Origin of the sequence: Halorubrum sp. Atlit-8R, from assembly GCF_003666025.1 — an archaeon.
Lineage (GTDB): Archaea > Halobacteriota > Halobacteria > Halobacteriales > Haloferacaceae > Halorubrum > Halorubrum salinarum.
This window is the reverse complement of the sequence record NZ_QPLV01000007.1, coordinates 63,545-77,715: the sequence shown is the minus strand read 5'-3', so window position 1 is coordinate 77,715 and position 14,171 is coordinate 63,545. Positions and strand designations below refer to the sequence as shown.

General features: G+C 55.6%; 11 protein-coding genes. 7 read left to right on the top strand and 4 right to left on the bottom strand.

Annotation, left to right across the window (positions count from 1 at the left end):
* Positions 1-79 precede the first annotated feature (79 nt).
* The gene (locus DVK05_RS15615) at positions 80-331 is read left to right on the top strand and encodes an AbrB/MazE/SpoVT family DNA-binding domain-containing protein (RefSeq protein ID WP_092635734.1); all 252 of its coding nucleotides are present in this window, start codon (positions 80-82) and stop codon (positions 329-331) included.
* Positions 332-766, top strand: a complete 435-nt coding sequence (locus tag DVK05_RS15610) for a PIN domain-containing protein (RefSeq protein ID WP_092635736.1) — start codon at positions 332-334, stop codon at positions 764-766.
* A gap of 37 nt (positions 767-803) precedes the next feature.
* On the opposite strand, the gene DVK05_RS15605 is transcribed toward DVK05_RS15610, so the two are convergent.
* Positions 804-1,727, bottom strand: coding sequence for a MarR family transcriptional regulator (locus DVK05_RS15605; RefSeq protein ID WP_121564769.1), 924 nt, complete (start codon positions 1,725-1,727; stop codon positions 804-806).
* Between the two features lie 138 nt (positions 1,728-1,865).
* On the opposite strand from DVK05_RS15605, the gene DVK05_RS15600 reads away from it, so the two are divergent.
* On the top strand, positions 1,866-2,192 hold the full coding sequence (locus tag DVK05_RS15600; RefSeq protein ID WP_121564767.1) for a hypothetical protein: 327 nt from the start codon (positions 1,866-1,868) through the stop codon (positions 2,190-2,192).
* 411 nt (positions 2,193-2,603) lie between these two features.
* On the opposite strand, the gene DVK05_RS15595 is transcribed toward DVK05_RS15600, so the two are convergent.
* The 3 genes from DVK05_RS15595 to DVK05_RS15580 form a co-directional block, all read right to left on the bottom strand.
* Entirely contained in the window at positions 2,604-4,103 is a 1,500-nt protein-coding gene (locus tag DVK05_RS15595; protein ID WP_199712349.1) for a Cdc6/Cdc18 family protein, read from the bottom strand.
* A 1,296-nt stretch (positions 4,104-5,399) separates the two neighbouring features.
* Positions 5,400-5,855: a hypothetical protein gene (locus tag DVK05_RS15585; protein WP_199712348.1), complete on the bottom strand. Its 456-nt coding sequence runs from the start codon at positions 5,853-5,855 to the stop codon at positions 5,400-5,402.
* 134 nt (positions 5,856-5,989) lie between these two features.
* Positions 5,990-6,742: a hypothetical protein gene (locus DVK05_RS15580; protein ID WP_121564762.1), complete on the bottom strand. Its 753-nt coding sequence runs from the start codon at positions 6,740-6,742 to the stop codon at positions 5,990-5,992.
* A gap of 366 nt (positions 6,743-7,108) precedes the next feature.
* Here DVK05_RS15580 and DVK05_RS15575 point away from each other — a divergent pair, with 366 nt between their 5' ends.
* Genes DVK05_RS15575 through DVK05_RS15560 form a run of 4 tightly spaced genes read left to right on the top strand, consistent with a single transcriptional unit; the run spans position 7,109 to position 14,165 of the window.
* Positions 7,109-7,336 carry a hypothetical protein gene (locus DVK05_RS15575; protein WP_004594467.1) on the top strand — a complete coding sequence of 76 codons (228 nt, stop codon included), beginning with the start codon at positions 7,109-7,111 and terminating at the stop codon, positions 7,334-7,336.
* Positions 7,329-10,628 (top strand): ATP-binding protein, encoded by a 3,300-nt coding sequence (locus tag DVK05_RS15570; RefSeq protein WP_233562229.1) that lies wholly within the window; start codon positions 7,329-7,331, stop codon positions 10,626-10,628. Before DVK05_RS15575 ends, DVK05_RS15570 begins: the two co-directional genes overlap by 8 nt.
* Positions 10,628-11,269, top strand: a complete 642-nt coding sequence (locus DVK05_RS15565; protein ID WP_004594464.1) for a hypothetical protein — start codon at positions 10,628-10,630, stop codon at positions 11,267-11,269. Before DVK05_RS15570 ends, DVK05_RS15565 begins: the two co-directional genes overlap by 1 nt.
* Before the next feature lie 7 nt (positions 11,270-11,276).
* Positions 11,277-14,165 carry a DUF1156 domain-containing protein gene (locus DVK05_RS15560; RefSeq protein ID WP_121564760.1) on the top strand — a complete coding sequence of 963 codons (2,889 nt, stop codon included), beginning with the start codon at positions 11,277-11,279 and terminating at the stop codon, positions 14,163-14,165.
* Positions 14,166-14,171: the final 6 nt, after the last annotated feature.

Here is a 14,171-nt window from a genome sequence, read left to right as displayed (position 1 = left end):
CTCGTCGGAATCGCTCTTCTGATACTGGGTAGTGTGGCGGCACACTAGACTTTTCACGGCCGGTCACCTACCGTGAGGTATGAGCAGCGACAGAATCGACGCCGAAAGCAAGGTGTCTGGAAACCAGGCAAACATCCCCGCCCGGATTCGGCGTGAACTCAATATCGATGATGGCGATCAGCTCCGCTGGCAGCTCGAGGATGACGGGAGCATTCGGGTCCACGTGATCCAACAGCAAACGGGAACATTCGCCGACTTCGACGGCTACGCTGGTGAGGAGTCGACCGATGTCACGAGCGAGCACGACGCCTGGGGCGTCGACGTCGAGTAAATGCCGCGGGCACTCATCGATACGACAGTCCTCTTTGCCGCCGCATACCGGCGAGATGGATCCCACGATGCCGCGCTCCCGGTGCTCCACGGCATCGACGACGGAACGCTCCCGGAAGCAGTCGTCCTCGACTACGTGCTCGCGGAAACGCTCAACGGCCTCACGACCCACGCCGGCCACGACGCAGCCGTCGATCTCCTCGATCGCATCGAAGAAAACGCCCGCTTCCACATCGACTCCCTCACCACCGATGCCCTCGCGACCGGGAAGGCACTCTTTCGTCAACACGAACCCCTCTCCTTCGTCGATGCCTGCATTGTGGCGTATATGCAAACCGAGGGGCTTGGCTACCTGTATGCGTTTGACGACGATTTTGACGCTGTCGAGGATGTCTATCGACTCGATACAGCAACGAATCCCTACGATCCGAACTGACGCTGGCAGACGGCACTGCTGCTGACGATGTTCGGTCTCAGGATAGTCGTACCTCGTAGTCAGCCGCCAGCTCCTGGAACTCGTCCCACTCCGGAAGCTGGTCATCTGCGACCTCACCGTGCGTCTCAAGGTAGCGGAGGAAGGCGTCGATTTCGTCTTCGAGGCCATACTTCGCCGCCTGCGCTCGGAGAGCCTCCTCGTCGACGTCGACGTGGCTGAGCAGGAGGAGACAGTACGGGCGGTGGCGGCTGCCATCGTCGATCAAGAGAGTGTGACAACACAGCTCTGCCGGCGAGACTGTGTCGAGGCCCTCGGAGTAGACGTAGTAGCGGTGGCCGGTGAGCAGGAACTGGAGGTCGAAGGCGGCGAATCGAGCGAGGCCGGTTTCGTGGAACGCTTCCGCGTCGATCTCCGTCTCGGCCTGGGCGAGGAATTCGTCGTAGTTTTCCCAGAGAATCGTGCCCTTCGGGGCAACGGCTTCGAGGCGCTGGCGATGCAGATGATGTGCGAGTTCACGGGCGAACTCGTGGAGGCGGTCGAAGTCGGCATTGAACTCGTAGTGGCTGTCGACGGTCCCGACGAGACCCCGGTCGCGAAACCGCTTGAGGACCCGGTTGACCGTGTTGCGGTAGTTGTCGCTCCGGTCGGCAATCTCGGAGACCGTTCGCGACTGGTCGAGGTAGTACAGCACTTCGAGTGCCTTCCCGGTTAGCAGCTCGGGGAAGCCGATGTGGGAGTGCTGGCGAACGAGGTCCTGGTAGCATTCGACGGCACGAGCATCCGACGGGACGACTCGTTTTCGGCGGCCGTCGCGTTCCGTGTAGACGAGCCCCTTCTCGACGAGGTCGGCGACGGCACGGGAGAGGTAGCTCTCGCTGTGGTCGAGCTTCGTCGCGAGCTCGGAGATCGTGTCGCCGCGGTCGACCGTGGCGAGGACCTCGAGTTCGATGCGCCGGAGCACGGTGTAACATAGTACGAATCTTATATATGAAGAAGTTTCGAGTAGTGTTACAGCCAGCAATCGCGAGAACCGTCCCCATCGTCTTAACCAACAAAACTATGGAGTCACGGGTAGTGTTGGTTAACACGAGAGCAGCCGATGTCCTACGAACCCCCGACCCCACCGGCGAACCTCCCAACGGAGATCGTCAACACTCTCAACGAAGCCTCATCGGAGCATCTTCGGGACGTTGCCAGCTACGCCGAGGCGTTGGCCGAATACAAGGAGCGTGAAGCTCGTCTCGAGGAGAAAGAGGCGGACGACGCCGACATCGAGGAGCGCCCCGATGACCTCCCGGACGACGTGCCAGCGAAGGCGACGATCACGATCAAGGAGATCAACGACAACCGCTACTACTACTGGCAGTGGCGGGAAGGAGATTCGGTGACGTCGAAGTACAAGGGGCCGGTGAATCCCGACAAGTAGATGAGATTGAACTGTAGTCCGATGTTCTTTTCAGTACCATTAGAGACGTCGCAGACGACACCCCCCAGAGTGTGAATGGGTCCGGTCAACCCGGACTGAAACTCGAAGGGAGAGGACATCCACCCCACGTTTCCGTCGTTTCTCCACCGTTTCCGCATCATCGATGGTACCGACGACAAAGAAATCGTAGGACACACCCCCCCGTTTTCGAGTTGTAAATGGGAGAGGGAAAGGGGAAAGTACAGTACATCGACCGGCACGTCAAATCTCTTGGCTCACCCACCCCCGTTTTCGAGTAGTAACGAGACATCCCGACGAATGACACCCCCCATTTTCGAGTTGTAACGCACCGCGCGGGATACGAACACCCCCCGTTTTCGAGAAGTAAGTGTGAGGAGAATACGGGCGAGATTAGTTTTTACTCCGGAACTGCTTCAGCCGTTCGCGGACAACCGCTCTGATAGTCGCCTCCTCGTGAGCTAGATCTTCGAACCGGGAATCCTCACGGATCGTCTCCATGATCGTTTCCGGATCCTCGGAGAGGGAGAAATACATATGCACTCCTCTGCCTCGCCCCTTGCCCCGACGCTCGAAGTCCAGTACACCGTACGTACTCTGCTCTGTGACGTGATTTACGAACGTCTCGCGGCTGTACTGGTCCGCATCCATCGTATCGGCAATGAATTGATACGTCTTGAACGCAGGTCCAGCAGGGATCCACTCAGGATGTTCTCTTGCGTAGTGGGCAGTGGCCGCCACAGCGTAGATGGAGAGTTTCTTTTGAGTCGAAATGCCGCTGATATGGCGGAGCTTGCGGTTTTCGGTGTATTTTTCCTGAGCATCACGGACATCAGTCTCGATAACCGTGTCAGCCCCACGCCGCTCGGCTAATTCACCAGCCCATCTGAGGAGGTCAATCGCTTTCCGCGCATCCCCGTGCGTTTGGGAGCCGAATGCAGCAACAAGCGGAACAACGTCATCTGCAAGTGAGTCTGGCTTGAAAGCGTCCCGCCGGTTGCGGAGAATACTACGGAGCTGGTTCGCATCGTAATCGTCGAAGAAGATGTCGTCAGGGTTGTAAGAACTCTGTGCGCGGCTGTTGAGGTCCTTCATAAAGTCGGCGTAGTTCGTGATCGTCGTGAGCGAGATGGGACCATCAAAGTCGGCGAGTTTGCGAGCCCGTGAAAGCTGGTAGATGAGAGAATTGTACTCTGCTTCCTGATACGGCCCCTCGAGCATATCGATCTCATCGAGAATGAAGATGACACCGTCGTAATACTCTCGCATGAGTTCGTACAGTCGCTCGAGCTTCTGATCCGTTGAGACGCCGGTTTGGGGAACACCAGGATCAACGCCGAGGTCGTCGGCAGCAGCTTTGACTAACCGATAGACAGCCCGATCTGCAGTCTTCGGCCCCTCGCAGTTGATTGAAATGACCCCGAAGGTCTTGCCTTGGGATTCACACAGTTCGACGATCTGTTTGCAGACCGCATGAATGATGAGCGATTTCCCCGTTCCAGATGGCCCGCTCAGGAGCATATCGGGGATCCCTTCATTCTGGAGAACCGGTTTTAGATTGTCGACGACACGGCCTAGCTGGTCGTCACGACCGACGATACGGTCCTCGTCGATGATGGTATCTGACCGGACGAGGTCTTTGTTCGCGAAAACGCCACCGGACGACTCGGTTTGGAGTCGATCACGAATTGAGATGCCACCACCGTCGCCATTAGTTGCTTCTTGAGCCGAATCAGCGGAATCTGATCCGTTTTCGAAGGTCGATTGTGACGTGCCAGGAGAGGCCACCTCCTCATCCGTCGATGCAGGAGTTTCAGGATCAGCAGCAGATGATTCACGATCCTCCTCACCTTCCGGATTATTCGATCCTGCTCTACGTCCCTCTCGTCCCATTATGAACCCCCTCGAACTCTGGGTATAAAAATATGGACCCTTGTGGAGTTGTAACCGGGCGAAAACAGGCTATCTAACGACTACAGCCCCGTATCCTCTGGATGAGCCAGATACCGTCTTCGGAATCTATCACCCTCCGTTGTCGAGTTGTAACGGTTCGACGAAACTCGCTGTCGTCGATCTTCCTCGATGACCCGGACCCCCCCGTTTTCGAGTTGTAAGATTTTGGGAGGCGGTAACACACTTGGTTCGATGCTCCCACCCTCACGTTGTAAGGAGAAGGAAGTCGAAGTGAGTCTCGAAGCAAAATCCACATTATCTGGATTTTGTAAATGATGCTCTGGGTGATACGGACTTACTCACACTCCCCGTTTTCGAGTAGTAAGCGCCAGAATAGCTGCGAAAGAACGACACTCGTAGGATCCATTCACGAGTGAGAGGAATACCGGGTTTCGGACATGATTGCTGGTGAAGCCGCTTCGGTGATCTCGAATGGTTCACCCCCTCCCCCCTTTTTCGAGTTGTAAGTCGATGGGAACAGGCCACACCAGACGCTATGTAACGAGCGTTGAGGTAACAGAAGTTGCCGTAGAGGCGATGAGATGTGATAGTACACGGGATCAGAACCACGGACGAGATGAAGAGGTCATCTACTCCAGAGATCTCAATCGTCTAGCTGCAGCTAGACGATTTGTTTTCTTTGTCTCTAGTGCGGTTATGGTAAGATAACGTACAACATAAACCTTCTCATTTCTAGTTACAAGTTAGAAGATGAGGTGCTCACTCTCTCTATCGTGTGTATCTGCCACAATCAGCTATTTTGCAGTCCCTCTTGCTGTTCACCCCCTCCTGCCGTCACGAGTTTACAACTCGAAAAAGGGGGGAGGGGGTTCGCCAGGTCCAGTCCATGATACCGACTACACGTGTTCCGTTGATCTCTCGTCGAATATGTTCCGAATCCAGTCAAGAGGTGCCAGTATGCTCTCGACAGCTCAGACCAACTGCGACTCGTAATACGAGGAATCGTACGACTCAATCTCCTCGTGGGCCAACGCGACCGTTCTCGTGAGGTCTTCTCGTCGTCGACGACCACTCGTGGAAATTCAAGGTTTCCGGGATTTCGGAATCAGGTCACGGACGGAAACTCGTTACACCGGTATTTTGCCAGTCTTCGGCTTCGTGTTCACTCCAGGGGATGAGTACACCTCGTTGTCAGCGCGACTTTGACAGTCCCACTCATCCATCAAGTTATTCCAGCGTTCTTCGATTGTATCACCAGACTGTCGTGGGCCCAGACTAGAAGCAGTCAGGACATTCCCATACATACCCTCGACTCCTGCGCCGGTCGCTTTTTGGCATTTGAAGAGACTCGCAGAGGCCGCAGGTCTTGAATTCGGACTCGGGAATTAGTTCTATGAGCTCCTCCTTCCAGATCCGAATTTCAGCCGTCTTGATGTTGTTCCGTTCGTTCTCTACCGTGGAACTGTTCCGGTTGAATTCCCACTCTCGATTTTCGTTACGGCGCCATTCAGCCAATATTCGGAGAATCTCGTCTTGTTCGTCCACGCCATCAAGATCCTCCTGGCAGTCCTCCACGACATCTCGCCGAATTTTCGGTTCCACCTTGTCCCAGACCGCGGGTGTGCTTCCATCTCCTTCGTGCCGCTCTTCCTGTCGTTTTTGCTCGTCTTCCAGCTCCTCGATTCTGGCATCAAGAGACTCTCGTATCGGGGCGAGATCAGGGATACTCATACGAAGATACCACGACTGGAACGTCATAATATTCTGGTGCTGTACCGCTTCTGTCTGGTTTAAACAGGTGTTGCGGACCGCCTGATTCTATCGTGTTCAGCTATTCACGATCAGCGATTCAGCCCGAATTGACACTATTCTCTGGGAATCAGGTGTCGTTTGACTTCTCTAGAACAATGATTGCAGAGTGCCGCTGGCATCGGGAGCGTATCTGGGGAGAATTGCCGGGTGTCGCCTGAACGGGCTTCATGACCACAGATGGTCGTCCCAGTTTCATTCCGTACGAGGTGGTACTTCGCCTTTCCAGATTGGCGGAGCGAGAATGCAGATTCGTCTTCTGTGGGATAATCGTCGTCTACAATATCTTCGACCGTTGCCGAGGAGATCCAGTATCTGCTGAGATCCGTCCACCAGGTGTTCGAGCATCGAATTTGCTGGCGGAAGAGCTGCCGGTAATCAACCGTGAACCGTTGCGAATCCTGCTGAATGAGGTCATCGGTGTGGAACTCGAGTGTCCGTGGGGATCGCTCTTCCCTGTTTGATTCAGGCTCCAACTCGATGGTCCACTCCGTTTTGACGTACGCTCCACCAGTGTATTCGACAGTGTCTGCGCTTACAGACTTGGTACGGTCACGAAGCCAACGAACGGTCGGTGGACGGAGCTTCTTAGTGAGTTGCTCTGAGAAGATGTCGTGAAGTAGTTCATCCGTGGCGAGAGCGTCTTGGAGGGCGGTTCCGAGTTCTTGAGGGGCCGTCTGGTTCGTATAGTTCTCTGCCTGTGCGATGAGTGTCTCTCGAGCTTCGGCAATCCCATCGACGGTCAACCAGAATCCGTACGCTTCGTGACCATCGGTGAGCACTTCGCCATCGGTGAGCCGAACCAGCATCGGCCGGATATGGTCAGGTGCCGGAAACAGATGTAACTGGTATTGGTCGGTGACCGGGACTACTGGATAGGGGAACTCTTCTCTAGAGGGTACTCCACTCTCTTTACGGGGTATGGAGAAGTCTCCCAGGTCTGCTAGCGGAACGTGCCTCGGCATACACTCCGGGATACGATCCCAGTACGTCCCATATCGGTGGTCGCGAGGACCGCGATTAATTTGCATTGTGAGTAGACCGATTACCCCCAGTCACTTAGTATTCAGGGGGTGGTGGGGGGAGGGTCTATAGAAGTAATACCACATTACAAAATCGGGAACTTAGACTAAGTAAAGGTTATAACATTCCCGCTAGGTGATGTGACTATCCAGATGACTCAGAAGACAATTGGACAGAACACCGGCCAATCGGGTCGGGTGAATCTGTCGGGACCCGAACTCGACCAATTCGATGCGGAGGTTGGGGACGCTATCAAGGTCGATGTCGCGGAGTCGAAGGGGATCGCCAAGGCGATCATCGAGAACAGCACGGAGTGTGAATTCGTAATCGTATCCAAACCAGAAGCTGATTCCTCACCCACGGAGGAAATCGATGAGTAGTGAGTATCCCTCTCTCTTCGAAAGCTGTCAGCCACGAGACGACGTCTTAGACGGCTCGCTCCAGGAGGAACAGTTCGCTGCGAAACTCTCGACTGTCGTCCACAACCCTGAGAAGGCAGCACCAGTCTATCGAGACCCCGACTCGTTCTACGATATGACCTATCCCACTGAGGGTCTCCGCACGCTGCTCTCCAATCTCACGGGGCGTTTCTTGGCGACCACAAAGTACGACCCCGGCTCGTATACTTCGAGCATTCTCTGTCTCGACACACGGTTCGGTGGTGGGAAAACGCACGACCTCATCGCCTCTTACCATCTTGCTGAGAACCCCGTAGATATTGACGACCTCTCGCACTACCTGCTGGACGGCGACGAGGAGCTTGCGGCCGACTATCAAGATGCGGTGGCAGAGGGCCTCGATATTGCGACGGGGGTCTTCATCGGAACGAAGGCTGATAGCAAGGATGCCCGCCATGCCGACGACGATCCGGATGCTCCGAATACCCGGACGATGTGGGGTGAACTCGCGTACCAGCTCTATGGGCTCGATGGCTACGAGTACCTCAAGGACTACGACCAAGACCGAGACGCCCCCGGTGAGGGGACGCTCTCGAAACTCTTCGCTCAGCACGACCAGCCGGCCCTCATTCTGATCGACGAAATCGCCGACTACATGAACAAAGCCGCGGGCACGCCTGTCGGCGACAAGACGCTCGCCGATCAGACGCTTTCGTTCGTGATGGCGCTCCTCGAAGCGGCTGCCGAGTCGGAGCACGTCACGGTCGTCTACTCTATCGCGGATACAGCGTTTGGTGAACAGGCTGACCGGGTTCGTGATGGCGTCCGTGATCACATTGAGGAGGTCAACGAGATCGGCCGGCGACAGCACAAGACGGTCACACCGACCGACGAAAACGAGATCGGACAAGTCCTTCAACACCGTCTCTTCTCGGAAGTTCCAGAAAACGCCGCGAGCGAAGCCTCTGACTCATACTTCCAATTCTATGATCAGGAAGACCGGCAGTATCCACAGGAAGCCACCGACGCTGGCTACGTGGATGTCCTCGCTCGCGAGTACCCCTTCCATCCCTCCTTAATCGACGCTCTCACGGACAAGATCGATACGATCCCTCGATTCCAGCGCACGCGTGATGCCCTCCGCTTGCTTGCTCGAGCCGTCTACTACCTCTGGAATCACCAGCCCGACAGTTACGACCGCCACTGGATTCGGATCTACGACCTCACAGTCGCTGATGACGATCCTGGCGGTGGGATTCAGACGATCCTTCGTGAGCGCCTATTCGACTTCGTCGATCTCGGTCCCGCAGTGACCGCCGACATCTACGACGACGATGGTACCGCGCACGCCCAGCTTGAGGACAGAAAATGGACCGAAAACGGTCTCCCGCCTCTCGGTACCCATCTGACGACGACAGTTCTCTGGCACAGCCTTGCATACGGAGAACAGGCTGCAGGCCTAACTCACGCCGATTTGAACCTCGCAATCGGTCATCCCGATCTGAACTTCGACGACTACGATGCCGCCCTATCTGCACTCCGGGGCGACGATATGGACGTCGCGTGTTACTTCCTCTACGAGGAAGAGCGCCTCCGATTCAAGCAAGAACCAAATCTGATCCGGATCATCGACCAGCGGATCGAGTCTACTCCCGAAGCGAGCGCTCATTCGCGTTTCCAGAACCGTCTCACCTCGAAGGAAATCGGCGATGGTGGCTTCCAGCCGGTGGAGTTCCCTGAATCGCCGGCGGACTTACCGGATACCCCGGATACGCCGAAGCTCGCGGTGATGCATCCGGACACCGCTGCTGTCGAAGACGGCGGCGATACGCCGCCGAACCGGGTAACTCAGCTCTACGAGCAGCAAGCCGCAAAACACGAGGGAGAGACTGAGACGCGAATCTACAAGAACTACGCTCTGTTCCTCGCCCCTGACGCTGATCGAATGGATGCTGCAATCGACGAGGCTCGGCGTCTCGAGGCTATAGAGGCCCTGCTTGATAGCCCTGAACAGAAAGCCGACCTCTCCTCGGAACAAATCGAGGAGCTTCGAGAACGGAGCGACGAGGCACAGCTGATGCTCGGAGAGCTCGTTCGGAACGTCTACCGGCACCTCTACTACCCCGACCGGGACGGGCTCACCCACATCACCATCGGTGCGACCGAATCCAACGGCGGGACGACACTGGTCGACGCTGTCCAGACAACGCTCGAGGATAAGATCGTGAAACGCGACGCCGGCGCTCGTGGGTCCGCTCACGTCCAACAGAAACTCTGGCAACAGACCCAGGACGCTATGTCCACCGAAGCGCTGGTCAACCAATACGCGAAGAAGCCGGGGCTGGACTACCTCTTCAGCACAAAACCGATTCGAGAGACTGTCTCCTCCCTCGTTAGTGACCACGGGTACGCATACTGGGATGGCGAGTCTGGGACAGCGTACTGGGTCGGGACAACGGAGCCTGAAACGTGGCCGCATCCGGAACCGTTCGCGAAATCTCCCGATGTCGAGACCTCGATTCGGGACAGCGATGTCCAAATCGGGAGTGCCTTCGTCGTTTATCGAGATATCGACGCGCTCGTCGACGACCACCTCGACGAAATCGACCGGCCAGAACAGACGGTTGCTACCTGTGCCGAGTGTGGGGCGGAGGTTGAAAACCCAGAAGGAAGCGAACCCTACTACTGTGAGGAACACCAGTCCGATACGACCTGTAGCTCCTGCGGAAAAGAGGTCGCTAGCGAGCAGCTGCTGGACGCACGCGGACGCTGCGAGGAATGCCAGCCAGACGAATCCTGGGAGGCAAGCAAGAAGATGATGTCCGCTTCGCGGGCGTTCTCAGAGGTTCGTCGCGATGCGGAATCGAAGGCCGGAACTGACCGGACGCCGCTGCTTGAAGAGGTGACCATCCAGGTCGGTGGGGACGAACCTTTCCAAGCGGCCAAGTTCATCAGTCAACGCCCCGGATTCAAAGCCCGCGAAGACTCGGTGACGGTTCGAATGCAGTACGAAACCCGGACTGACGACGGGACGTACAGCGCGGAATTCACGGGGTCACCGAGCCGATTCCGTGACGTGATCGACCAGCCCGGCTCGTTCGGCGATGATCGAGAGACCATCCAGTTCCGCTTCCAGTTTGACGAGCCCGAACCGATTACTGACGAGGGTGACGACCTTCTCGCTGCCCTCGATAATGACCTCGATGCGGGCAACATCGACGTTCGGGTCGAAGGGCGTGGCCCGATTCAGGCGAGCTCGGAGGTGACGGTCTGATGGCGAGTCGCGGTTCGGAATTTGAGACCTCACCCGCTGAGGGAACAGAGGAGGATCGGCTGGTTCGCTACGGGACGAGTATGTTCGGTGGCCGCCCGACGTTCACGCTCGTCCGACGAGAGACAGACGGTGGCGGCGAGTGGACGCTCCACGAACTACTCCCTCGTGAACAGGCTGAAGCCCGCCGTGATCGCCTAGAGCGAGATGGTCGTTCGCTGAGTATCACACCAGTCGAGGATCTTGTCTCGGACATCGCTGGCGACGACCTCCTTTCCAAGCTCGATGGTTGGACGTGGGATGAGTGGGCCGGCGCAAAGGTCGCACGGCTTGACCCGACCCGCGTCCGTGCGCTCCAGGACGTCGTCAGGGAAGCGATCGAGGGCACGCCAGGAGATTCCTCAGAAGTTCTCACTGGTGGGGCTGGATTCGTGTTCCTACCCGAGACGGCAGGCGTCCGGCTTGCTGTTGCCTTCCGTGGCGTGAAACCGATCCAGCGTATCGATCGGATGCGGTCGCTGGCTCGAGGCGTTGCACGGATGAGCGATGAGGAGTGTTACTACTGGTACGCAAAGTGTCGGTCTCCGTCGAGTCCGAACGGCGAAAAGGCCCTTCGAGTGTTGCTGACGGACCATATTGAGTGATCTAACTATGAGCCGAAATCCCGAAACACAAGATAGCGATTCGGAGCTGAAGCGTGTCGCAATTGAGGGGAATCTTCCCCTGAAGGCGGTTGGTATCGAGAATCTGAAAGAGGCCAACCCCTACTTTATGCCGCCTCATCGATATCTTCACCCGTGGTTTGCACGTCGTCCAACTCCAGCTTCTAGACTGGCTATTCTTGCGTCCATACTTCCTCCAGAGGTGGACGCCAACACGCTGCTGGATTGGATGCAGATCAAGCCTCGTGACGAAATCGACGTCGATATTGAGGAATACGTGGCAGAAAAGAAGCGTACTGAAGATGATCGGGATGGAAACTTAGAGGACCACTACGGATATCCTCGCCCGTACACTCGGACACCGACTACAGATGAGAAAGCGGAGATGCACGAGTTGCTTCGGGAGCATTGGGACGGAGAGCTACCTACTGTCTTAGACCCGACTGCCGGTGGGGGCGTTATTCCGTTTGAATCTCTGCGCTATGGCCTACCGACAGCAGCGAACGAACTCAACCCCGTCCCGACTGTGATGCTTAAGGTCCTCCTTGAGTATGCGCCCAGCGTTGGTTCTCTCCAGAGCGAACTCAACCAGTGGGCCGACCGAATAGATGAACTTGCTAGCGAGGAGCTTGAACCATATTTCCCGAGTGATGGTGAACGGCAGACACCTTCCCACTATGCGTGCACTTACGCAGTTGATTGTCCGGAATGTGGCTGTGATATCCCGATAACGAAGAAGTGGTGGCTTCAGAAGCAATCCTCATCGAAAGGTGTCGCAGCACGTCCTTCTGTGTCTAATGATGGTACCGAGATTGAGTACGAGGTTGTTAGACTCCCCGATGACGTTGAAAAGTCTGAATACAACCCCCAAGATGGGCCTCATACTCGGAGTGGAGCCGAATGTCTCAATTGCGGTATCGTAATGGAATCCGATACCATTCAAGACCGGATCCGTAATTACGAGTTCGAGTATGAAATCTACGGCGTGAAATATGAGAAGTCGAGTGGGGGGACTGCCTGGAGAGCCCCTATTCCGGAAGATGATGAGGCCCAATCAAAAGCGGCAGATCGAATTGAAGCTGATTTTGAGCTTAGCTCGCTTCTGGATGTACCGCGCTATATTGGTGACGAAGACCGTGCAGGACCATATGGCGTCACTAAATGGCGGGATGCATTCACACCAAGACAGCTGGTAACTCAGTATGAGTATCTCCAAGCTTACAAGCAGTGCCAAGCTGAGATCTTTGAACAGTACAGTAAGCAAAAAGCAGAGGGAATACTGGCAGTATTAGCGTTAGTGGCTGGAAAGACTGTAGATAGAAATGTTCGTTTTGCGCCATTGGACATCAGTAATGGCCTCCTCGGCAATTCTCTCGGTGGCAAACACTTCACACTCCAGTGGTCGTTTGTCGAAAACAACCCTTCGGCAGGGAATCAGAGCTATCAGGATACTGTTGATCGAGTTAGGGACTCTTACGAAGAAATCGCCGATTATCTCCGTGATGAAGATGCGGAAAACGTCCACGTCTCACAAAGAGATGCTGCCGATCTATCGTTTGAGTCAGATTCCATCCAAGCCATCGTAATTGATCCCCCTTACTACGATAGCATCATCTATTCTGAGATGTCCGATATGAGCTATGTTTGGCTCAAAGAATACCTCCAAGATATCTATCCAGACATCTTCTCTGACGACCTTACTGACAAGAGCCAAGAGGCGGTTGCTAATGTGGCCGAATACGAAGAAGTCGCTTCGGATTCCAAATCTAAGTCCGAATTAGCTGCCGAGGACTACGAGAACAAGATGGCGGAGATTTTCCAAGAACTCTACCGTGTTCTCGAGCCCGGCGGTGTGATGACTGTCATGTTTACCCACAAAGAATCCAGCGCATGGGATACCCTTACAAAGTCGCTGATTCGATCTGGGTTCACCATCACATCAACCCACCCAATCACCAGCGAGATGCCCCAGCGGACCGACACCCGTGGTGGAGGTTCAGCTGACAGTACTCTGCTGCTCACAGGGAGAAAACCGCACGATAGTAAGACGGAATCTGAAACGGTTCCAACCCTGTGGAGCGATGTCCGTGCTGAGACCCGTGAAGTAGCGAAAGAGGCAGCGAGAGACCTGCTTGATGCTGGCCTCTCTCTGACGAAAACAGACGTCATCATTTCGGCGTTCGGGCCGACACTGCAAGTTTACGCAGATGCCTATCCTGTCGTCGACGACCAAGATAATGAGATTCCTCCACGGCGAGCTCTAGAAGAAGCACGCGAGGCCGTAACGCGAGTCCTCGTCGAGGAATATCTTGAAGGCGAGCGACTAGACGACTTGGATGACATTACAGAGTGGTATATCCTCTCCTGGCTGGTTCACGAATCGGACACCTTCCATTACGATGACGGCCATCAGCTGGGGCTCGGTATTGGTGTCGACATTGACGATATTAAGCGCTCTACGAAAATTTGGGGGAAGAAACGTGGGGATATTCAGCTGAAAACTCATGAGGACCGCGTCCAAGATATCACACTCCCCCCCGAAGAAAGATCCAACCGAACGCCCGTCGATCCTGAAGCGCTGTCCTACACGATCGCCCTCGATGCGGTTCACGCCGCTATGCACGTCTACGAGAAACAGGGCGAGGACGTCGCGATCGATTGGCTCAAAGAACGCAACTTCGACACAGACGCGGGGTTCAAGGCAACACTGAAAGCTCTCTTGCAAGTTCTTCCCCAGAGGAGTTCGGAATGGGAAGCTGCTCGCGACCTCGCCTTAGGTCGAACCCACGACGCACTTGGTCTCGAATTCACCCCCACTGATTTCACTGACGTCTCAGAAGACAGAGCCGAACAGACTGAACTCGGTGACCACGCCTAACCTGAA